General features: G+C 36.3%; 18 protein-coding genes and 1 riboswitch. Of the genes, 12 read left to right on the top strand and 6 right to left on the bottom strand.

The genetic code is table 11. The annotated features are described in order from the left end of the window. Positions 1 to 65: 65 nt before the first annotated feature. Both FEU33_RS09535 and FEU33_RS09530 read right to left on the bottom strand, forming a co-directional pair. Entirely contained in the window at positions 66 to 884 is an 819-nt protein-coding gene (locus FEU33_RS09535; protein ID WP_186731373.1) for a squalene/phytoene synthase family protein, read from the bottom strand. Between the two features lie 411 nt (positions 885 to 1295). Continuing rightward, on the bottom strand, positions 1296 to 1712 hold the full coding sequence (locus FEU33_RS09530) for a hypothetical protein (protein WP_146549142.1): 417 nt from the start codon (positions 1710 to 1712) through the stop codon (positions 1296 to 1298). A 502-nt stretch (positions 1713 to 2214) separates the two neighbouring features. Between FEU33_RS09530 and coaW the strand changes: the two genes are divergently transcribed. Continuing rightward, positions 2215 to 3042 (top strand): type II pantothenate kinase, encoded by an 828-nt coding sequence (coaW, locus tag FEU33_RS09525; protein ID WP_146549141.1) that lies wholly within the window; start codon positions 2215 to 2217, stop codon positions 3040 to 3042. A 287-nt stretch (positions 3043 to 3329) separates the two neighbouring features. On the opposite strand, the gene FEU33_RS09520 is transcribed toward coaW, so the two are convergent. After that, a complete protein-coding gene (locus FEU33_RS09520) occupies positions 3330 to 3731 on the bottom strand; it encodes a ribonuclease HI family protein (protein ID WP_146549140.1) in 402 nt (133 codons plus the stop codon). A 547-nt stretch (positions 3732 to 4278) separates the two neighbouring features. Between FEU33_RS09520 and FEU33_RS09515 the strand changes: the two genes are divergently transcribed. The 3 genes from FEU33_RS09515 (at position 4279) to FEU33_RS09505 (ending at position 8356) form a co-directional block, all read left to right on the top strand. Further along, positions 4279 to 4473, top strand: a complete 195-nt coding sequence (locus FEU33_RS09515; RefSeq protein ID WP_146549957.1) for a zinc-finger domain-containing protein — start codon at positions 4279 to 4281, stop codon at positions 4471 to 4473. Positions 4474 to 5014: 541 nt separating this feature from the next. Then, on the top strand, positions 5015 to 6382 hold the full coding sequence (locus FEU33_RS09510) for an aspartate kinase (RefSeq protein ID WP_146549139.1): 1368 nt from the start codon (positions 5015 to 5017) through the stop codon (positions 6380 to 6382). 666 nt (positions 6383 to 7048) lie between these two features. Then, positions 7049 to 8356: a hemolysin family protein gene (locus FEU33_RS09505; RefSeq protein WP_146549138.1), complete on the top strand. Its 1308-nt coding sequence runs from the start codon at positions 7049 to 7051 to the stop codon at positions 8354 to 8356. 271 nt (positions 8357 to 8627) lie between these two features. On the opposite strand, the gene FEU33_RS09500 is transcribed toward FEU33_RS09505, so the two are convergent. Beyond that, the gene (locus FEU33_RS09500; RefSeq protein ID WP_146549137.1) at positions 8628 to 8828 is read right to left on the bottom strand and encodes a cold-shock protein; all 201 of its coding nucleotides are present in this window, start codon (positions 8826 to 8828) and stop codon (positions 8628 to 8630) included. A 559-nt stretch (positions 8829 to 9387) separates the two neighbouring features. On the opposite strand from FEU33_RS09500, the gene FEU33_RS09495 reads away from it, so the two are divergent. From FEU33_RS09495 to FEU33_RS09480, 4 genes are all read left to right on the top strand, one after another. After that, a complete protein-coding gene (locus tag FEU33_RS09495) occupies positions 9388 to 11067 on the top strand; it encodes a formate--tetrahydrofolate ligase (protein WP_280524842.1) in 1680 nt (559 codons plus the stop codon). A 271-nt stretch (positions 11068 to 11338) separates the two neighbouring features. Further along, entirely contained in the window at positions 11339 to 13222 is a 1884-nt protein-coding gene (locus FEU33_RS09490) for an ABC-F family ATP-binding cassette domain-containing protein (RefSeq protein WP_146549135.1), read from the top strand. A gap of 18 nt (positions 13223 to 13240) precedes the next feature. Beyond that, the gene (locus tag FEU33_RS09485) at positions 13241 to 14368 is read left to right on the top strand and encodes a conserved virulence factor C family protein (protein ID WP_146549134.1); all 1128 of its coding nucleotides are present in this window, start codon (positions 13241 to 13243) and stop codon (positions 14366 to 14368) included. Between the two features lie 247 nt (positions 14369 to 14615). Further along, positions 14616 to 14903 carry a hypothetical protein gene (locus FEU33_RS09480; protein ID WP_146549133.1) on the top strand — a complete coding sequence of 96 codons (288 nt, stop codon included), beginning with the start codon at positions 14616 to 14618 and terminating at the stop codon, positions 14901 to 14903. A 263-nt stretch (positions 14904 to 15166) separates the two neighbouring features. Here the strand turns inward: FEU33_RS09480 and FEU33_RS09475 are convergent, their stop codons facing one another. Continuing rightward, positions 15167 to 15355 (bottom strand): hypothetical protein, encoded by a 189-nt coding sequence (locus tag FEU33_RS09475; protein ID WP_146549132.1) that lies wholly within the window; start codon positions 15353 to 15355, stop codon positions 15167 to 15169. A 246-nt stretch (positions 15356 to 15601) separates the two neighbouring features. Between FEU33_RS09475 and FEU33_RS09470 the strand changes: the two genes are divergently transcribed. Beyond that, complete coding sequence (locus FEU33_RS09470) at positions 15602 to 16165, top strand: GNAT family N-acetyltransferase (protein ID WP_146549131.1); 564 nt, start codon at positions 15602 to 15604, stop codon at positions 16163 to 16165. A gap of 441 nt (positions 16166 to 16606) precedes the next feature. Next, positions 16607 to 17797 (top strand): SET domain-containing protein, encoded by a 1191-nt coding sequence (locus tag FEU33_RS09465; RefSeq protein WP_146549130.1) that lies wholly within the window; start codon positions 16607 to 16609, stop codon positions 17795 to 17797. 300 nt (positions 17798 to 18097) lie between these two features. On the opposite strand, the gene thiC is transcribed toward FEU33_RS09465, so the two are convergent. Further along, positions 18098 to 19876, bottom strand: a complete 1779-nt coding sequence (gene thiC, locus FEU33_RS09460; RefSeq protein ID WP_146549129.1) for a phosphomethylpyrimidine synthase ThiC — start codon at positions 19874 to 19876, stop codon at positions 18098 to 18100. A gap of 137 nt (positions 19877 to 20013) precedes the next feature. Beyond that, positions 20014 to 20128, bottom strand: a riboswitch (TPP riboswitch). Positions 20129 to 20270: 142 nt separating this feature from the next. Here thiC and FEU33_RS09455 point away from each other — a divergent pair. Together FEU33_RS09455 and FEU33_RS09450 are read left to right on the top strand one after the other, a co-directional pair. Continuing rightward, positions 20271 to 20867, top strand: coding sequence for a DJ-1/PfpI family protein (locus FEU33_RS09455; protein ID WP_146549128.1), 597 nt, complete (start codon positions 20271 to 20273; stop codon positions 20865 to 20867). A gap of 80 nt (positions 20868 to 20947) precedes the next feature. Then, positions 20948 to 21193: a hypothetical protein gene (locus FEU33_RS09450; protein ID WP_146549127.1), complete on the top strand. Its 246-nt coding sequence runs from the start codon at positions 20948 to 20950 to the stop codon at positions 21191 to 21193. Positions 21194 to 21225 lie beyond the last annotated feature (32 nt).

Here is a 21225-nt window from a genome sequence, read left to right as displayed (position 1 = left end):
ATTACTGCTCCAACTGCTTTTCGCTTGTTTTAGAAGATTTTATATCTTGATAAAATGGGACATAATCATTCAGATGTAATTTCTTCAACCGTTTGTTCAACTTCTTTACGTGTCATTTTGTTGTTTCCCTTGCGCATCGTATCAAGTGTTTTGTGAGCTAATGCTAGAGGAATTTTACAAAACATTAAAATGCTTCGCTTTGAAATACTTTTATTGTATTGATCTGCTTTCGCTAAATTTTCTTCTGCATATTGGAACAAGTCATTGCGTGTCCAACCATCTGGAATAAATTGCACTCCACGCTCTTTATCTTCCGATTGATTACGCAAAATATTTACGGCTTGTAATCCACGACCGTAACCAATTGCTAGTTCGCGGTCGGTTTTAATACCTGCTCCCCAAAGCCATATATCTGAAAGCATAGTACCGACAAGACCTGCAACATAGTAGGTATATTCATCTAGATCTTCTTTTGTCTGAATATGCCAACCTTTCGATGCCCACTTTGCCATACCGTCTGCCATCTCACTTGTTGAAGAAGCAACAGTATTTCGAATTCCTTCTGGGCAAAGAGCTAACCAATCGCTTAGTCTTAATGTTACTTCAGGTAATTGATGTCTATAGGGTTCTAATAATTTCAAATAGGCATTACGGTCAAAAGGTTTCAATAATAATTGACTCGTCGCATGTAATAACTCGGCTTTTATAGTATTCGGTAATTTTTCGTCATCTTCAATTTCATCAATGGCACGCATACACAGATAGGCTGTTCCAACGGTAGTTTTTAATTCTTTTTCTAAAAATGTTATAGGGATAAAAAAAGTACGACTTGTTGCTTTTAAAACGGTCATGGCTTCTTTATATAATTCTTTTTGATGTTTCAATGAAAACTTCCTCCGTTCAAAATAAAACATTAACTATATCGTATATCAAATTTAGCAAAATAGAAAATCAAATCTACCCATCATACTCAATCTTTTTAGGAAAACTACTTTCACATACTGCTGATTTAGAGGTAATCATTGAAAACACATGATCTATTATGATGATGTTAACTTTTTTACGTGTTTGAGGTGAAAAAACGGTGGTTCTTGTGTAAAAGAGTGTTATTCTATTTATCTAAAAAAAGTTGCCCTAAAAGATAAAAAATAACCTTTTGGGGCAATTGCTATGCTCGAGATCGTTCATTTAAAAAGGGTGTTATTTTGCTGGCTTCATCTTGAAAAGCGTAGTATGTTGAGACTTTAAATAGGAGACTTCGCTTTATCAGCACAGTAGATATTTATAAAAAAACTTTAAGCCATTGGAAATTCGATTAAGATTTCAACACCTAGGTGCTTCAATATTTTTTCTTCATTATTATCAATGACAGTTGTTGTTTGATAATCCATACCATCTCGTCCCAGTATATTTAAGACGGTTACTTGATAACTATGACTTCTCATTAATGATTCAGAAATTTCTTGTACGAAGTCTTTAGGAACTTTGCCAATGATGTGTAAACCATATTTTACAATAATTTCATCACGACGATTATCTAATTCTAATTTTGCCCCTCTTTGTAATGTGCGTATAGTGCGTTCATGTTTATAAGTTTCCTCTAAATTAAAGTAGAAAATAGTTGATAGACTATTTTGAGCTTTTGAAAGTACTAGCTCTCTTTCCTTTGCAATTCTTGCCTTTTTTTCCTCATTATTGTTTAATGTATTCATATTGTGCATAGTCACCTCAAAAAATAAATATAATGTATACTCTTATTATTCTGCAAAAATGATAGGGTGTCTATATATTTCTTATATTCATTTTTGAAAGCATTTTCAAAGATTGTCTATTATGCTATAATGGGTAAAATTTAATTTGTCTAAAATGTGAATTCAAGCAAACTATTTTCGATTTCTAGTGGATGATCCATATCCTTGGTATGAAATCAAAAATGGATTCTACAGTAATGGGCATAAGGCATTCACACCAAAACTCCAGCAAAAAGAGGGGGATAAGTGGGGCACGACTGTCTGTAAATGTCCGATTGGTTCAACATACATACAATGGGAGATGAAAAACACCTCTACTGTGTGAATTTTCATTTTAAATATTGTTTTAGCATTACGGATTAACGTAATAAAAAAACAGGGGACAATCATTTTCAAAAACAAATTGCACATTCGGTTATAACGGATTAAAGTGTTAGTGGCGATTAAAAAGGGGCAGATTTGTATGACAAAGACAATTGGAATAGATGCTGGAGGAACGCTTACAAAGTTGGCATATTTAAATGATCAGCATGAACTCCAATTACAACATTTTCCATCCAGTGACTTATCAGCTGTTTTAAATTGGATTCATCAATATGATATACGTGAAATTGGATTAACGGGTGGTCGAACGGAACAAATCAAGATGATGTTAGATATGGTCGATTCTGTTCATTATCTAGTAGAGTTCGAGGCAACACTCAAAGGAGTCCGGTACCAACTAGAAAAAGAAGGCCATCTTTTTGAAAAAAGCATCATTACGAATATTGGTACGGGAACGTCTATACATTATATGGATACTGAAAAACATATGAGAGTTGGAGGAACAGGTGTTGGTGGGGGGACATTAATTGGGCTTGCATCATTAATAACAGGTATTCATGATTATGAAGAAGTTCTTCAACTTGCCAAAAGTGGCAAACGTCATGGTATTGATTTATTGGTGCAGGATATTTACCAAGGTATGGATACGCCAGCTGAGCTGAAACCTACATTAACAGCTAGTAATTTTGGAAAAGTTGGAATAAAAGAAGTCATAAAATATGAGCCTGAAGATGTTTTGGCAACTGTGCAAGGTTTGGTTGGTGAAGTCATTACTACACTGAGTATTCAATTAGCAGAACAGCGGGATACGGAACATATTATTTATATCGGTACAACTTTAGATAATAATGATAAATTACGAGAGATAATTTCTCGTTATACGATATTAAAAAAGAAAACACCGGTTTTTTTGCAAGATCATGGTTTCAGCGGAGCCATCGGTGCGTTAATGAATATTCTTGAATAATCGAAAAAAATTAATGATTGAAGAAAAAATAAGTGAGTAAAAGTACGATGATTAGCTCAATGAATACGCAGTGGGGAATGAAGAACCCCTCCACTGCGTGACTCTTCAGTTTAGGCATAAAAGTGAGCATTTGTATCAAGCTTAAGTTGACGAATAAAAGAGGTTCTGAAAAACATTTTCTCTTCTAACTTGTTAAACAAAAAATAGGTAGAATTAATAATAGTAGTTTTTTGAAGAAGGTGAAAATAACTTGACGAAATCTTGCATAAAGTAAAATTTGATCCTGCTTACTTATTTTTATATTTTCCTTTTTGAATACCTTCTCGCGCAAGGGCATCTGCTGCTTTGTTTTGAGAGTCCGGAATCCATTTTATAAAGAATAATTCAAATGGTTCGATTAACTGTAATGCTTGGTTTAAATAGGGTTTATATTCTTCATTTTTTACAAATTCCTTTTCAATCGAAGCTACGACAATTTTTGAATCAGAGCGCACAGAAATGATTCCTGTTGATAGCTTGGCGGCTTCTTGTAATCCTCGAATAAGTGCCATAAATTCAGCTATATGATTATTCGTTATGCCAACGGATTCACTGATTTTCACTTGGTGGCCTTCACCCTTTATAAAGATACCAATAGCGCTAGGACCAGGATTTCCGGCACTTGCTGCATCAATATACACTTCTAACATCACATGATCACTCCCACATTTGATCCCGCATTAACGGACAGTAAGATCCTACTACAAAATGCCGATTATAAACAGAGGCATCTTCTGGATCCAAAAAAGATTAGTTCAACTCCCTCACGATGAAGGTGAAAAGACACCCACTGTAGAATTTTTTATTTTATCTTGATTCAGCAAATGTTTTATGCGACGAAAGCGCAGAGGTAGTAGCAAATCTTTTTTGTACCGAAAGCATAGCAGGTACAGAATACTTCTATATCGATAGCTGGCTAGCTGAATGAGATTTTGATTCCTATTCGGCAGATGTATAAACTTCCGCTGAAACAGTGGAACTCAGGCCAAAAGAGCCATATCCTATAGTGATGCCTGGGTAATCAATATCGTGTTGCCCTAAAGCCTCTGGCGGATGTCGCGAACTTTGAAGAAGAGCTTTTCGAGCAAACTCGAAAAAATTCGGACGTCATTACGCAAGGGCATAAATGATACTTGCATTTTAACACATACTGGTAGTAGAATAGATAAACATTGCAAAATGAGGTGATTTCATTTGATAGAGCAGAGCACCATCATCAAGGAAATTGATGAACTATTAGAAAACTATTGTTCAGACTGTTTGGTGAAAAAACAAATGCGGAAAGAGCGGGGGAAAACCGGTGCTCATAAATTTTGTATCGCATCTTGCACAGTTGGAGAACAATTACAGTTTTTAGGCGAAGAATTACTAAAAGTATATACAAAAGCATAATTCATATAAAGTGAAGCTTCTATTAGTGGGGTTTTCTTCATTCCCTACTGAGCTAGAAGAACTCAGGTTAAAAGCGCCATGTCCTGTGGCAACACCTAAGGGGCCAACATCTTGTTGGCCCAAACCAATCGGGGTCGTACTTCCCGTTAACGCGGGATAAAAATAATATTGATAAAAACACCCTAAGAATGATAATCTTATGGTGTTTTTATCTTGATTCAGCAGAAGAATACGTCTTTATTCTCTATTGAGCAGGTGTATAAACGTCAGTTAAATCAAGATGCCTCCGAACGGCGGAAGCCACGGATCCGGAAGAGGCACTTTTCGAGCAAGCTTGAAGAACTTTGGATATAATTGATCAATAAAAAAGAAATGACGGGACGTTACTTCTTATGATTATTTTTTTGAATCTTATAACAATAGTTTCTTTAAAGGTATTGACTATTATCAGGATAATTTGTACACTGTGAAAAAACAGTTGTTTCTTATAAAAATACAAATATAAATACTTAATATAAATAAAACGTAAGGATCTGATGAGATGAAAGTATGTAAATTCGGTGGAACTTCTGTGGCGAGTGCAGAACAAGTCAAAAAAGTAGTGGCTATTGTAAAGTCGGATGCTACGCGGAAAATTGTTGTTGTTTCTGCACCGGGGAAACGATTTAGTGAAGACATAAAAGTGACTGACTTATTGATCCAGTTAGCAAAAGCAGTTATTGCAGGCGAAAAATATGAAGATAAATTACAAAAGGTTGTTTCGAGATATAAAGAAAATGCAGAAGGTCTAGGTCTTGATTTTGCCATTATTGAAGAAATCACGACAGATTTACATGCTCGTATTCATGAAGCTTCAAAAGTTAGTGAGGAATATTTACTTGACACATTAAAAGCAAGCGGTGAAGATAATAATGCAAAAATGATTGCCGCTTATTTTAAAAGTGTTGGTGTAAATGCGAAATACGTTAGTCCCAAAGAGGCTGGGCTTATTGTGAACGATGCACCAGAACGAGCAATGGCGTTGCCTGATGCTTATGACAATTTAAGTTCATTGAAAAATTCGAAAGAAGTAATCGTTTTTCCTGGATTCTTTGGATATACAAAATCTGGTGTATTGCGTACTTTTGATCGTGGCGGTTCTGATATCACAGGTTCCATTTTAGCTGCCGCTGTTCAAGCAGATTTATATGAAAACTTTACAGATGTAGATTGTGTATTTAGCGCAAATCCTAAAGTGGTGAACCATCCGGCAGAAATTCAAGAAATCACATATAGAGAAATGCGCGAATTATCCTATGCAGGTTTTTCTGTATTCCATGATGAAGCATTGATGCCTGTCGTAAAATTAGGAATTCCAGTAAATATTAAAAACACAAATAATCCGCAAGTGGAGGGTACGAAAATAGTTTCAAAACGTAAAGAGAACCATCGACCTGTTACAGGTATTTCGGCAGATTCAGGCTTTTCTATTTTATATGTAAGTAAATATTTGATGAACAGAGAAATAGGATTTGGACGTAAATTACTACAAATCTTAGAAGAAGAACATATTTCTTATGAGCATACACCATCAGGCTTGGATGATATTTCCGTCATCATTCGAAGCCATCAATTATCACCAGAAAAAGAAGAACGTATTGTCAAACGTGTATATAATGAATTGCATGCTGATGATGTTTACTTCCGTCACGGTTTCTCAATGATTGTGATTGTAGGGGAAGGAATGAATAACAATACGGGTTTAGCAGCTCGTGCAACAGCTGCTATCGCAAAAACTGGTGCGAATATTGAAATGATCAATCAAGGTTCATCAGAGGTAAGTTTGTCCTTTGGCGTACAAGAGAAGTTTGAAAATGTTATTTTACAAGCTTTATATGACGAGTTTTTTGCAGTTGCAGCAGTAAGATAAGGTGAAACTCACACAAGTGTGTATTTTCTTCAGCTTACACTGTGTGTTAGTTGAGTCAAACGAGCTTTTATCCCGCTTTAACGGGCAGTAAGATCCCCATCTCAAGATATAGAGAGAAACAAAAAAGATAGATGGGGGATCAACTGCCCGTAAAAGTCCGATTGGTTTGGACCAACAAGATGTTGGCCCCTCAGGTGTTGCCACAGGAAGTGGCGCTTTTAACCTGAGTTCTTCTAGCTCAGTGGGGGATGAAGAAAACCCCCACTGATGGAAGCTTCACTTTACAGGCAGATATCTTACTTGTTTTTGGCGTCTTGAATGGGAAGAGCCTACAGCCATATAATATGGGATAAGGCTTGAAATAGTAAATAAGGAATCAATCTATGAAACAGTTGGATGGGAAAAGTGATTTTCTCTTTCAACTGTTTTTACATGAGATTGCATAAGCATCTTATCAGTTCATCATCAACTGTATTTTGATATTATGAAAAAGATGGTTGAAATTTCTTCAGATCATCATAAACTTGTTTCTATTTTTGATCAAAAATTAATAAACTAATAATGCCTTAAAGTTGCTTTTTTAATAGGATTTCCTATAAATTTAGAATAGTAAGAAAACGGGAGGTGAATTCTCTACGTTGAAAAATCAGCGTAGAGAGACCATATTTGGACATTGAGATAGCCAGTAATTTAGTTCTGTTTGTTATTTTAATTGCAATGACTGGATTTTTTGTAGCAACTGAATTCGCTATTGTAAAGGTGAGACCCACACGAGTTGATCAGTTGATATCCGATGGTAACAAGAAAGCCAACAAAGCAAAAAAAGTGATCACGCATCTAGATGAATACTTATCAGCATGTCAACTAGGGATTACGATTACAGCACTAGGTTTAGGGTGGATTGGTGAACCAACAGCGGCAAAATTATTACATCCACTTTTTGAAATGCTGAGTATTGAAGGGAATACTGCTTCCATTCTATCCTTTATAGTTGCATTTTCTGTTGTTACTTTTTTACATGTCGTGGTAGGTGAATTAGCACCAAAAACATTAGCGATTCAGCAAGCAGAATTAATTACTTTAAATTTTTCAGGCACTCTCATACTTTTTCACAATATCATGTATCCTGTGATCAAATTATTGAATGGTTCAGCAAGAGCTTTGACGAGTATCTTTGGCTTGAAAATGCAATCTGAGGGTGAAGAGGTTCACAGTGAGGAAGAATTGCGAATGATTTTATCAGACAGTTATAAGAATGGTGAAATCAATCCTTCCGAATATAAATTAGTGAACCGAATTTTTGAGTTTGATGAACGGATTGCCAAAGAAATTATGGTACCTCGGACGGAAATCGTAAGTTTCGATAAAGAAATGACGTTAAATGAAGTTTTCGAGCTGATGAATGTGGAGCAATATACTCGCTACCCCGTTATAGATGGTGATAAAGATCATATAATTGGAATTGTTAATATGAAACAACTTTTATCAGCACTGATTGTAGATGAAAATTGTGGCTCTAAAACAGTGCAAGATTATATGCAGCCTATTATTCGTATTATAGAAACTGTGCCCATCAATAATCTTCTCATAAAATTCCAAAAAGAAAGAATCCATATGGCTGTATTACTTGATGAATATGGTGGTACTTCCGGACTTGTAACAATTGAAGATATTATCGAAGAAATTGTTGGTGAAATTCGTGATGAATTCGATAATGATGAATTACCAGAAATCCAAAAGGTGAGCGATGGGCATTTCAGCTTCGATGGTAAAGTATTACTTAATCAAGTAAGCAATATGTTAGGTGTTCAAATCATAGAGGAAGACATTGACACAATCGGTGGCTGGTTTATGTCACATCAAGATAATGCAAAAGAAGGGGATTTTTTTGAGGTAGATGGATTTCAATTTATCGTAAATCAAGTCAATAAACATCAAATCGTCAGAATTGAAGCAAAAAAGTTAGGAGCATAAAATAAGAGCTATTCAGTCGTATGACTTGAATAGCTCTACTATTAATTATGACTATTTTATCCCGCTTTAACGGGCAGTAAGATTCCCATCTCAAGATTTAGAGAGAAACGAAAAAGATAGATGGGGGATCAACTGCCCGTAAAAGTCCGATTGGTTCGGGTCAACAGGATGTTGGTCACTCAGGTGTTGCCACAGGACGTGGCGCTTTTAACCTGAGTTCTTCTATTTCAAGTGGGTGGATGAAGAAAACCCCCACTGATGGAGTTTCACTTTATAATTTAATCACATTTGCCGCTTGAGGCCCACGGTTTCCTTCGATAATATCGAAACTCACATCTTGTCCTTCTTCCAATGTGCGGAATCCTTCTTCTTGAATGCCTGTGAAATGGACAAAAACGTCATCACCATTATTGTACTCAATAAAACCGTAACCTTTTTCGTTATCGAACCATTTTACTTTTCCTTGGTGCATACGCGTTCCTCCCAACAACAAATTCAATTTTTTTACATCTATTGAACAATTAATGTTGGATAAACTATACATGAATATTTATACAATGTCAATTATTTGTCGATATTTAGCCCTAATTGATGAATAATCTATTTTATAGTATGGTTAATTTAGCAAAAAGGTGCGTAAAATTTATCTCGCTTTAACGGGCAGTAAGACCCCCATCTCAAGATTTAGAGAGAAACGAGAAAGATAGATGGGATGAACTGCCTATAAAAGTCCGATTGGTTTGGGCGGGCAGGATGTTGATCCCTCAGGTGTTGCCACAGGACGTGGCGCTTTTCACTTCCGTTCTTCTAGGTCAGTGGGGGATGAAGAAAACCCCCACTGATGGAAGCTTCACTTTATTTTGATTTTATAGAAGATCCAGCATGAATAAGCAGAAGGATCGGCGTAAGATCAACTGCCTGTAAAAGCTCGATTGGTTCAGCTAACAAAAGTAGAGGAGATGAAGAAAACTCTATTTTCGTTAGTATCACCTTATCCACCTTTAATATTTGAAACGAAAGTAGGAACTGCTGTGTCAAAAACTGTTCGAACTCTATCAGATTTAGAAATCGCTAGAAATGCAACGATGCAACCAATAGTGGAAATAGCTAAAAAAGCAGGAATTCCGGAAGAAGCATTAGAACTTTATGGCAAATATAAGGCAAAAATCGATGTTAGCAAACTATCTAACCATGTTCCTGATGCAAAAGTAATTCTTGTAACTGCAACGAATCCTACACCAGCTGGAGAGGGAAAATCGACCGTCACAGTTGGTCTTGCTGATGCTTTGCATCAATTGCAACAAAATGTGATGGTCGCTCTTCGTGAGCCCTCTTTAGGTCCTGTTATGGGGATAAAAGGTGGCGCAACTGGTGGGGGGCATGCTCAGGTTTTACCAATGGATGATATCAATCTTCACTTTACAGGTGATATTCATGCAATTACAACAGCTAATAATGCCCTCGCAGCATTAATCGACAATCATATCCAGCAAGGAAACAAGTTAGGGATTGATCCGCGAAGAATTATTTGGAAGCGCGTATTAGATATGAATGATCGTGCATTGCGTCATATTGTTATTGGTCTAGGTGGAGCTGGACAAGGTACACCTCGTGAAGATGGCTTTGATATTACAGTTGCTTCAGAAATAATGGCTATTTTCTGTTTAGCGTCAGATCTTCAAGATTTGAAAAAGAGACTTTCTGATATAGTTATCGGTTATACTTATGATAAAAATCCTGTATTTGTAAGAGATTTAGGTGTACAAGGAGCACTTACGCTTCTTTTAAAAGATGCTTTCAAACCAAATCTTGTACAAACAATTGAAGGAACGCCTGCTGTTATTCATGGTGGTCCATTTGCAAACATTGCACATGGTTGTAACTCCATACAAGCAACCAATACTGCACGTAAACTGGCAGATATTGTTGTGACAGAAGCTGGTTTTGGTGCGGATTTGGGCGCAGAAAAATTTATGGATATAAAATCTGTTCAAGGAAACCTTAAGCCTGATGCAGTCGTGATTGTTGCAACTGTACGTGCACTAAAAATGCATGGTGGTATGGATAAAGAACAGTTAAAAATAGAGAATGTTGAAGCAGTTAAAGCAGGGATTGCGAACCTTGCCAAACATATCGATACTGTACGTCAATTTGGAGTAGAACCAATCGTGGCATTGAACCGTTTCGTGACAGATACAGAAGCGGAAATGGATGAAATCATCACATGGTGTCAAGAGCATCATATTAAAATTGCTCTTACAAATGTATGGGAGGAGGGCGGAGCAGGAGGAATCGATCTTGCGAAAGCTGTATTAGAAGTCATTCAAACCGAAAATCATTTTAAACCCATTTATGATGTAACAGACTCCATTGAAAACAAGGTTCGGACAATTGTTCAAAAAGTTTATGGCGGTCGAGATGTGAATTTTACAGACAAAGCGTGGAAACAAATGGTTGAGATTGAAAAGTTTGGTTGGGATACAATGCCAATATGTATGGCAAAAACACAGTATTCGCTTTCTGACCAACCTAAACTATTGGGACGTCCTGAAGGATTTACAATAACTGTTCGAGAAATTATTCCAAAGCTAGGGGCGAAATTTTTGGTGTGCCTAACAGGTGATATTATGACAATGCCAGGACTTCCAAAAGCACCTGCTGCATTGAAAATGGATGTAGATGACAACGGAAATGCTGTAGGGTTGTTTTAGAGACTAGCATGAATAGTTGATAGTATGTCTAAAAAGAACGTTTGTACAAAATAAGGCTTCCATAAATTAGGAAAAATCTGCTCAATCTAATGGGAAAGATGGGCAGATTTTTTGTCTTTATCCGGTAGAAGTTTTTACGATGAAAGCGGAGTGGCAAGGTGAATTTCACTTTCACTTTGAAAATTTAAGTTGAAAAGCAAATGGCTGAAGGATAGCATCGATTTGTGGTAGACTTTTTATATTAATAGAGGTTAGAAAGAGAAGGGAAATTATGAGTCATTTAATTGTTTCAAATTGTACGAAAACAGTAGGGGATAAAACCCTATTTGAAAATATAGAATTTACAATCGTAGAAGGGGAAAGAGTAGGATTAATCGGTATAAATGGAACAGGAAAGTCCACCTTAATGGCCATTTTAGCTGAAAAATTAGAAGCAGATTCAATTGAATTAGATCATCCTAATAAATATCACATTGCTTATTTGCCACAAAATCCTATCTTTGCGGATGGAGAAACTGTTTTACAAGCGGTTTTTGCTGGAGATTCTCCCATTTTAAAACTTAATCGTGAATATGAAGAAACGGTTGCTGCGTTAAGTAGTGATCCTCAATCGAATTCTTTGCAGGAAAAACTATTTCGTTTACAGCAGCAAATGGATCAACAACATGCTTGGGATGTCAATGCTTTGGCAAAAACCGCATTGACGAAACTAGGAATAAGTACATTTGAAGCACAAGTGGTGAACCTTTCTGGCGGTCAACAAAAACGAGTAGCTTTAGCAAAAGTATTAATAGAACCAGCTGATTTATATTTATTAGATGAACCGACGAACCATTTAGATGTACAGGCTACTGAATGGTTACAAGAAATGGTAATGAGACTTAAGGGTGCAGTCATTTTCATCACACATGATCGTTACTTTCTCGATGCGACTTCAACTCATATTTATGAATTAGCTGATCAAACATTGTACAGGCATAATGGAAATTACGCGGCTTATTTAGAAGCAAAAGCGATAACAGAGGAAATGACGGTTGCAACACAAGCCAAGATGCGTAATCGTTATCGTTCTGAACTAAAATGGATAAGACGTGGTGCACAAGCTCGTTCAACAAAACAAAAGGCAAGAATTCAACGTTTTGATGAACTATCAGAAAAACTTGAACATAAAACGGAAGATAGTCATCTTGAATTGGGATTAGCAACATCAAGACTAGGTAAAAAAGTAATTGAAGCGAAAGATATTTCAAAAGGTTATCAACATAAACAACTGATCGAACATTTCTCGTTTCTTTTACAACAAGGGGATCGAATTGGCATTATTGGTGCTAATGGTGTAGGGAAAAGTACATTATTGAATATAATTGCCGGTGATCTTCAGCCGGATGCAGGTGTTATTGATGCAGGTTCAACTGTACGAATTGCACATTTCACACAACATCTTCCTACGATGGATATCCATCAACGAATGATTGAGTATATTCGTGAAACCGCCAATGATATTGAAGATGCCACTGGCGAACATCATTCAGCGGCATCTATGTTAGAACGTTTTTTATTCCCATTGCATACACATGGGACACCAATTGGAAAATTATCTGGTGGTGAACGAAAACGTTTATACTTGCTGAAATTATTAATGGAACAGCCAAATGTGCTATTACTAGATGAACCGACAAATGATTTAGATATCGAAACACTTTCAGTATTAGAAGATTTTATCGAGCAGTTTCCCGGTGTCATAGTGACGATTTCTCATGATCGATTTTTCCTCGATCGAATAGCGAAAAAACTATGGATTTTAGATGGCAATGGTCATGTCGAAGAAAGCTTGGAAATGTATAGTGATTATCTATCAAGGCAAACTCAACTGCCATCTCAAGTCAAGGAAGTAAAAGTAGAAAAAAAGAAAGAACAAAAAGTGAAAGTGCAAAAGAAAAAATTGTCATTTAAAGAGCAAAAAGAATGGGAAACAATCGAAGATGATATTGCCAAAGTGGAGGAAGCAATTATAGATAAGGAAGAAAGAATCGCAGCGGCAGGCTCTGACTTCACTTTACTACAAAACTTAACAGCAGAGTTAGATGACTTGAATGCAAAATACGAACATCTTATTGAACGATGGGAATACTTACAAGATATAGTGAACGGGTAAAATGAGGAGGTAAAAGAGATGAAAATAGTAACGATTGAACCCACTCCAAGTCCAAACACGATGAAAGTAATATTAGATCAAGAGTTGCCTTTTGGAACGGCCAATAATTACAATGAAAAAAACAAGCAGGATGCTCCGAAAGAGATTCAAGATATTCTTGCTATTGAAGGTGTGAAAGGTGTTTATCACGTTGCGGATTTTCTTGCAGTTGAACGTATTGCAAAATATGAATGGGAAAATATATTAGCGGCTGTTCGTAATGCTTTTGGTGAACAAAACAGCACATCAGCAGGTGAGCAGGTGAACGAGCACTATGGGGAAGTTTATGTTCATGTGCAAATGTTTAAAGGAATTCCACTACAAGTAAAAGTGTTCGATAATATGTCTGAACAACGATTTGGTTTAGCTAAACGCTTTATCGATGCATTTAACCAAGCGATGCAAAGTGATGAAAATTATATTTTACAGCGTAAATGGGTAGATTATGGCGTTAGATATGGTGAAAAAGACGAAATCGGTCAAAGCGTAGTTGATGAATTGGAAGCAGCATTTCCAGAGCGCAGAATAACAGAGCTTGTTTCGGCTAGCAATAATCAAAAAATAGCAATTGACAATCATAAACGAAAAGTATCGTTACAGGATTTTGATGTTGAAGATTGGGAAACTCGTTTCCAATTGCTTGATCAGATGGCTGATCCGGAAGTAAGCGATTTACCATTGCTGCAAAAAGCCTTGCAAGATGAAAAAATGTCTATTCGCCGCCTTGCAACTGTATATTTAGGCATGATTAAAGATAAAGCGGTTGTTCCTAGTTTAGTACAAGCACTACAAGATAAAAGTGCTGCTGTTCGTCGTACAGCGGGTGATTGTATGAGTGATTTAGGCTTTGTAGAGTTTGAAACAGCTATGATGCAAGCTTTGAAAGACCGCAATAAACTTGTTCGTTGGCGTGCGGCTATGTTCCTCTATGAAACAGGGACGGAAGCTTGTTTAGGAGCATTAGAGGCAGCAAGTGATGATGCAGAATTTGAAGTGAAATTACAAGCGAAGATGGCAGTTGCCCGCATTTCACATGGGGAAGAAGCAATGGGATCTGTTTGGAAACAAATGACGGAAGCACGCGCGACTGCTAAGAAAAAAGAATAGATTTTTAGAATCTACATCAAAATCTGTTCTTGACATAAAGCGAAGCTTCTATCAGTGGGGGGTTCCTTCATTCCCCACTATCTTTCTCGCTTTTCTCTTGAAACGTTCGCAAGGTGTAAGTTAATCCTAGGTTACGATAATGAGCTAAAAAGTTTGAACTTATTTTAATAAATGGATATTTTGTAAATAATTTAGGGGATTTAGAACTGTTTTTAATTATTGACATTGAGAATAAAGAACTAATATAATGGTCCTTGATAAGTCTATTGTTGCAATTTATTTTAAAATTGCCTTTCTAAAAGATGCAGTAAGGGGCGTATTTATGATTTGTGGAAAATGTAATTGTGAAAAGAAAAATGTCCATTTATCGCAAAGTTTTCAAACGACTAATGGACATGTTCATATTCATAATATTCCTGCGATAATGTGTGAGTGTGAAACAATAGTGCCACAATCGGTTTTAATGGAAATTAGTAATTATTGCGCTACAACAAATTCTTCAGGAATTACTCATATTCAATTTGAAGACATTTAAAGCTTTAGCCAATATCATCCGGCAATAGACCCCACATCAAGACACAAATTGCAAGTTGACAACGTGGGGGTAAACTGTCTGTGAAAAGCCCGATCGGTCAACTAACACACAGTGAGTAGGGAAAGAAGAAAACCAACACTGTGTGAAGTTTCACTTATCAATAGATAAATAATTGGGTCATCTTATAATGTTGAAAAATTTTTAAGAGGTCCTTTTGTTGACGAAATACGTTGTCCTGATATAACTATAATTCCTGTTTAGTTTCACGAACGAATCATGTTTTCCTGACGTTTATTTTTTGCTGTTAACACATAGCTAGTATAAAAAGAAGGAATGCTTAAAATTCCTACTAACCAACGGATTTCAATACTATGAATGGGTGCAAAGAGTCCTGAAAATAATAAGATGATCCCTAATATTAAAAGAAAAATCGCCGTATTTATATCCTTCATGTATATCCTCTCCTTATGCGTTTGTAACACTATTATTTCTATATTTTTAATTCTTAATCCTCTTTTTATCTGAATTTTACCCATTTTACTAAGAAAACTAATTAGAAGGAATATTTTTGAAAATGATGAGAAATATTTGAAATGTGACGATTTTATGTCTATAATGAGTGCAATCCAATGAAAGTTGGATGCAAAGTTTGAGAATAAGTAAATTGGGGGCAAATATTACTGCAAGGAGGTTTTTATATGGTATGTATTACTTTAGTTCCTCATGATGTTCAGTATGCCGAAGAGATCTCGAAAATGACAAGTGCTCCAGCTATACGTAATGCTCTTGGATTGTCCGATACACAATGCTCAATTGCAGGAACAAGAGACTATATTCGTTTGATGCAATTAGAAGAAAAACTTGGTCAACAATTTTCACGAATGATTTTTAATGAGGACAATGAGTTAATCGGTGTTATTTCATTAAAAGGTATGGATGAAAAACAAAAAATATGCCATATCGGTACATGGCTAGGGCGACAATATTGGGGAAAAGGATATAACCAAGTTGCCAAAATGGAAATGTTAAAAATAGCGTTTGAAAGATTTCAATTAAATTATGTATTCGCAGGAGCGCGTTTGGCAAATATCCGCTCACAGAAGGCTCAAGCTAAACTGCCATATATGACACTTAATGTGGGTCAGCAGTTTTATCGTGAATGGAAAAAACTCGAATGGTTAGAACAAACGCCTTGCATCCTAAATGTTGTCAGAAGGGAAGATTTTTTAAATTGGTATTACCAAGATATAGCTGTTAGTTAGGTTGATTCGATGAAGGAGAATCAACCTTTTTTTATTTTAACTGTATTTGAATCAATTTCACAATGCAAAATTTAGATGGAAAACACGAACATTTTAAATCGACATGGACGTTAATATTCAGAAATTTTTGTTCCGCTACAGACGGCGCTTTCCACGGGCTTGGCTTCAATCTCCTCGTCACTACGTTCCTGCGGGGCTTTCAGCTCAAGCTTTTCCCGTAGGAGTCGCCGTCTTCCGCTCCACAACTATCAAAATTGGTTATTATTAAATGTTCGGATTTTTTAAGAAGAAAATGATTTATGAAATTGATTCATTTATAGATATCCTGTTTTTTTACATAGTACAATTATTTTTGTAGAAATCATTTTTACATAATTTTACTTAGAATTTATGGTAAGATATAGTTGGGATCATTCAATATAAAAATATTGAGGAGGAAGCATGAAATACAAGAAGAGTTTTATTTTAGTTTCGATGATTGTGTTGTTAATCGTTGGAATATTTGTAATTGCCAATTATAAAAAAACATCAAAATTCAATGATGCAACGCTGTCAATAAATGATTTGAAACACCAAAACTTTCTGAATCATCAGCAAGTGGTCCTTTATGCTTCATCTACGACGGAAGTATTACAGAAAGAAAAAGGCAATAGTCAAGTCATCTTTATCGATCAGCGAGGACATGCACGTGGGCTGACACTTTCGGGCTTGGAAAGCGGCAGTACATATTTTCATACACAGGGACTTTTCATGGAGGAATCGGATCGGGCAATGATGCTCGATGGAAGTGGACTGAATACATATGATATGCCATCTGAAGAATTACGAGGTATTCAAACTGGTTATCTTACAACAACAAAACAGTTTTATAGTTTATATAACACAGGTTTTAGTAAAAAGGATGATTATGTTTCTACAATTCGTTATGGTGGGAAGAAAGGTATACACTCTGCACATATTCCTTACTTTATATCAACTGCTGGCCAATTATCGGACAGCTTGATGATTGTGACGCAAGATTTAATTTCTGGAGAGTTTGCTTTACAAAAAGTAGAGCTTACGCCTAAAGTAAAGACACGAAAGCTGCTAGATCTATCATTAGAAAAGACGGAAGAGTTAGATGCGATTACACCAGTTGTTGCAGATGATCAGAACTATTATTTCATCATGTCGCATTATCAGGCGGAAAATCGGGAAGATCTGCAATTGGTGGTTGTTAATCGAGATACGCAAAAAGTGAAGACTGTACCGTTTATCCAATATCGTTCAAAATATCAAGTTGAAAATGGATTACCGTTTAATTTTAATCGTTCAGCTTATGTGAATGATGGGCATTTTTATTATGTCAATGGACTAGGTGAAGTGTATGAGTATCACGTTGCTGCTGGAGATATCCAAAAGATATTGCAACTTAGTCATATCGAAAAGGGGAATAGTCGTTTTGAACAAATTACGTTTCAAAATAATCACATTCATCATATCTACTCGAACGAAAAACAACAATTTTATTTAGAGACATATGATTTATCTTTAAAAAAACCGACCAACACTGTAGAAATACAAAATTTAGATCGTCTTTTGCCAATGGACGATAAGAATTACTTTCTAACAAGTCTAGAAGTGCTGAAATAATCATTTCGTCTTTCCTTGTAGAAGAAGTATGTGAGGATTTTTATTCGTATAATAAAAATAGTATGCTAAGGGCTATTTCTAATCCTAGCATACTATTTTGCGTTAAAGGGATCTTCTTTTAAAAGAATTTTTAGCAGCGCTGTTATGATAAACGATTGGTTGAATCTGCATGAACAGGTAGCAAACTTCTACTATACCAAGCTGCAGGGAATAAACAAGGAGCAACTGCCAGTATAGATTTGATTCTTTCAACTAACACACAGTAGGAGATGAGAAATTCTCCCCTGTGTGAAGTTCTTCTTATTGATAAATTTGACTTCCTTGATGACGAAATTCAGAAGCTTTATCCTTCATGCCTTCTCCAATGACATCTTCAACCGTAAGTTTCTTATCTTTTGCTAAATTTCGAATATCCTGTGAAATACGCATACTGCAAAATTTAGGACCACACATTGAACAGAAATGCGCCGTTTTAGCGCCCTCAGCTGGTAATGTTTCATCATGGTATTCTAATGCTCTTTCAGGATCGAGAGATAGGTTGAATTGGTCTCTCCAACGGAACTCGAAGCGTGCCTTTGATAAGGCATCATCTCGTTGTTGGGCACCTTTATGTCCCTTTGCTAAGTCAGCAGCGTGTGCAGCAATTTTATACGTAATCACACCAGTACGTACGTCTTCTTTATTGGGCAAACCTAGATGCTCTTTTGGTGTTACATAGCATAACATCGCTGTGCCAAACCATCCAATCATCGCGGCACCAATTACAGAGGTGACATGGTCATAGCCAGGTGCAATATCTGTAGTAAGTGGACCTAATGTATAAAAAGGAGCTTCTTGACAGATTTCCATTTGTTTATCTACATTTTCTTTGATCAAATGCATGGGGATATGTCCTGGGCCTTCGATCATGACTTGTACGTCGTGCTTCCAAGCAATCTTGGTCAGTTCTCCAAGTGTTTCGAGCTCAGCAAATTGCGCTGCATCATTCGCATCCGCAATGGACCCTGGGCGTAAACCATCACCTAATGAGAGAGCAATATCATACGATTTTGCAATTTCACAAATTTCTTCAAAATGACTATAGAGAAAATTTTCTTCATGATGTGCTAAACACCATTGTGCAAGGATTGAACCCCCACGAGATACGATTCCAGTCATACGATGAACGGTCAATGGGATATAGCGCAAAAGTACACCTGCATGAATCGTAAAATAGTCTACACCTTGTTCTGCTTGTTCGATTAAAGTATCTTGAAAGACTTCCCAAGTTAGATCCTCAGCGATTCCACCAACTTTTTCTAAGGCTTGGTAAATAGGAACTGTTCCAACAGGTACTGGAGAATTTCGAATAATCCATTCTCTAGTTGTATGAATATTTTTACCTGTAGAAAGGTCCATAATTGTATCAGCACCCCAGCGAGTCGCCCAAGTCATTTTTTCGACTTCATCTTCGATAGAAGATGAGACAGCCGAGTTTCCAATATTAGCATTGATCTTCACATAGAAATTCCTTCCTATGATCATAGGTTCAATTTCAGGATGATTAATATTGGCTGGTATAATTGCTCTCCCTTCAGCGACTTCTCGACGAACAAATTCGGGTTCTACACTTTCTCTTATGGCGATAAACTCCATTTCAGGTGTGATCAGCCCATTCCGTGCATAGTGAAGTTGTGTGACATTTCTTCCTTTTTGAGCACGCAATGGTTGACCATTGATGTAAGGAAATTGCTCCATAGAATGAGTCCGATTTTCTTTTTGATAGCCATTATCTTCAGGTCTGATATTTCTGCCTACATATTCCTCTACATCATTTCTCTCTAAAACCCAATCACGACGAAGGGGGGATAAGCCTTCTCGAATATGAACGGAGCGATGTTTATCTGTATATGGGCCACTTGTGTCGTAGACACGCAATGGAGGATTTTTCATAACGTCCGTATTGTTATGTGTTGGCGTTAAAGTAATTTCACGCATTGGCACCTTTATATCTGGACGTGATCCTTCTACATATACTTTCTGACTTCCTGAAAAATTGGACATAATGGTGAAATTTAATTCTTCATTCGTTTTTTTCATACAATTTTCCTCTTTTCTTATTGATAATAGGGATAGATCTTGTTTGACAGCGAATATTCAAAAGAACAAAAAAGCCAGCCCCATTTTATTTATCAAATGGACCCGGCGATATAAACATAGATATAATGATCTACTTTGCTCAAGTGATGTAACATCCCCACGCTGGTATGAACCAGATCAGGTCCCGAGGGTTAAGAAACGTCATTGTGTTTCTCTCTCAGCCCAACTCACTGGACACCCCTTGTTATCAATATAAAATTTTACATCTAAATTATAGATTAATAAACAAAAAAAGTAAATATGCAATAATTGATAGATTCATCTGACTTTAAAAGGATTTATTGAGTACATGGCGAAATAGGAAGTATACAGTATTTTGATGGAGGGGATAAAAATGGCAAAGAAAATTTTGATTTTGGCTGGAGACGCAGTAGAAGCATTAGAGATTTATTATCCTTATTATCGTTGCCTTGAAGAGGGCCTTCATGTAACGATAGCCGCTCCTAGTGTAAAAAAGATTCAAACGGTCATACATGATTTTGTTGATGGGATTGATACGTATACGGAAAAAAGTGGTTACGGTTTACAAGTTGATGCTAGTTTTGAAGAGGTTAAGCCGGAAGAATTTGATGGCTTAATCATCCCAGGAGGACGTGCACCTGAATATATTCGTTTAAATGAATATATTCCTCGTATTGTCAGTCATTTTTTTGAAGCGGATAAACCGATTGCAGCAGTCTGCCATGCAGCCCAAATTTTTGCAGTTGTTCCTGATGTGATTAAAGGCCGTGAGCTTACCGCATATATTGCTTGCAAACCCGAAGTACAAGCTGCAGGAGGAACGTACGTCGATGAACATTTGCATACAGAAGGTAATTTGGTAAGTGGTCATGCGTGGCCAGATTTACCAGGATTGATGAAGAGATTTTTAGAAAAACTGCAAAACGACCCTTTAGGGCTATCTCAAAAAGAAATAATCACTCAAAAATAAGAAAACGGACGCAAGAATGTCAGCATTTTGCATTCTTGCGTTTTTTGTATGAGATTCTTTTCTAAGGACAATGGACATCAATGAATACAGGTGATGAAATGATCGATACCCTATTTTTAGAAAACAAAATAGTAAAACGTGGAGAACAATTAGAGCAGAAACCTACACTAAAATTTCCTGGAATATATGAGTTTACCATTATTAAAAAAACTGCCAGAACCTATCGGATTACTTCTAAAATTCGAATGGGCGAAACGATAGGATTTTCGGTATGTGATGGAGAATTAGAAAAATATCACTTCAAGGAAAATAGTCAAAAACAATGACATCATAATTTTTAGATTATTCAATAATTTCA

Source organism: Rummeliibacillus suwonensis (assembly GCF_007896435.1).
Lineage (GTDB): Bacteria > Bacillota > Bacilli > Bacillales_A > Planococcaceae > Rummeliibacillus > Rummeliibacillus suwonensis.
Note: the sequence above shows the minus strand (reverse complement) of the source record. Positions and strands in the feature narration are given on the sequence as shown.